The sequence below is a fragment of the Rhizobacter sp. genome (genome assembly GCF_031412075.1).
Taxonomy (GTDB): Bacteria; Pseudomonadota; Gammaproteobacteria; order Burkholderiales; family Burkholderiaceae_C; genus Rhizobacter.
The window spans coordinates 1-1,637 of record NZ_JANOCG010000384.1; the positions used below are offsets into that span (position 1 = coordinate 1).

Genomic DNA, 1,637 nt, shown 5'->3' on the forward strand with positions numbered 1-1,637 from the left:
AGATCTGCTTCGAGACTGTAGTCAGCCACGCTGAAGATCGGTGCCTCGGGGTCTTTGTTGATGGCCACGATGACCTTGCTGTCCTTCATGCCGGCCAGGTGCTGGATGGCGCCTGAGATGCCCGCGGCGATGTACAGCTGCGGGGCGACGATCTTGCCCGTCTGGCCCACTTGCCAGTCGTTCGGTGCGTAGCCCGCATCGACCGCGGCACGGCTGGCGCCAAGTGCGGCGCCGAGCTTGTCGGCCAGTGGAATCAGCACTTCATTGAACTTGTCGCTGCTGCCCAGCGCCCGGCCACCCGAGACGATGATCTTGGCGGCGGTCAATTCAGGCCGGTCGTTCTTGGCGATCTCCGAGCCCATGAACCTGGACTTGCCGTTGTCGGCGGCGGCTGTCGTTGTTTCAACGGCGGCGCTGCCACCCGTGGCCGCTGCCGGGTCGAAGCCGGTGGTGCGCACGGTGATGACCTTGACCTTGTCGCCACTTTGCACCGTGGCAATCGCGTTGCCGGCGTAGATGGGACGCTCGAAGGTGTCGGGGCTGAGCACCTTGGTGATGTCGCTGATCTGGCCGACGTCGAGCTTGGCGGCCACTCGGGGGGCGATGTTCTTGCCCGCTGCGGTGGCTGCGAAGAGGATGTGGCTGTAGTTGCCCGCGATGCTTAAGATTTGAGCAGCCAGGTTCTCGGCCAGGCCGTGATCCAGGTGGGCGGCGTCGGCGTGGATCACCTTGGTGACGCCGGCGATCTGGCTGGCTGCTTTTGCTGCGTCAGCAGCGCTGTTGCCCGCCACCAGCACGTGCACGTCGCCGCCAATGGCGACGGCTGCGCTCACGGTGTTGAAGGTGCCACCCTTGAGGGCCTTGTTGTCGTGTTCAGCGATTACGAGGGTCGTCATGTCAGATCACCTTGGAAACGTTCTTGAGCTTGTCGACCAGGGTGGCCACGTCGGCCACCTTGATGCCGGCGCTGCGCTTGGGCGGCTCGCTCACCTTGAGGGTCTTGATGCGCGGGGCCACGTCCACGCCCAGGGCGTCGGGCTTGATCACTTCCAGCGGCTTCTTCTTCGCCTTCATGATGTTGGGCAGGGTCACGTAGCGCGGCTCGTTCAGGCGCAGGTCGGTGGTGACGACCGCCGGCAGGCTGAGCTTCAAGGTCTCGGAGCCGCCGTCGACTTCGCGGGTGACGGACACACCGTCGGCGCTGAGTTCGACCTTGCTGGCAAAGGTGGCTTGGGGCAGGTCACCCAGGGCCGCCAACATCTGGCCGGTCTGGTTGCAGTCGTCATCGATGGCTTGTTTGCCGAGGATGACCAAGCCGGGTTGTTCCTTGTCGACCAGGGCCTTGAGCAGCTTGGCCACGGCGAGCGGCTGCAGTTCCGCGTCGGTTTCGACCAGGATGGCGCGGTCGGCGCCGATGGCCATGGCGGTGCGCAGGGTCTCCTGGCACTGGGTCACGCCACACGAGACGGCGATCACTTCGGTGACCACGCCCTTCTCCTTGAGGCGAACCGCTTCTTCGATCGCGATCTCGTCAAACGGGTTCATGCTCATCTTGACGTTGGCGATGTCGACACCGCTGCCGTCGCTCTTCACCCGCACCTTCACGTTGTAGTCAACCACTCGTTTGACGGCTACCA

2 protein-coding genes are annotated in these 1,637 nt (G+C 64.2%); both read right to left on the minus strand.

Translation table 11 applies throughout. The annotated features are described in order from the left end of the window. Positions 1-896 (minus strand): FAD-binding protein (locus tag RMO40_RS14365; protein ID WP_309722530.1); only part of this gene is annotated, 896 nt, incomplete at its 3' end. Position 897: 1 nt separating this feature from the next. After that, positions 898-1,637 (minus strand): electron transfer flavoprotein subunit beta/FixA family protein (locus RMO40_RS14370; protein WP_309722533.1); only part of this gene is annotated, 740 nt, incomplete at its 5' end.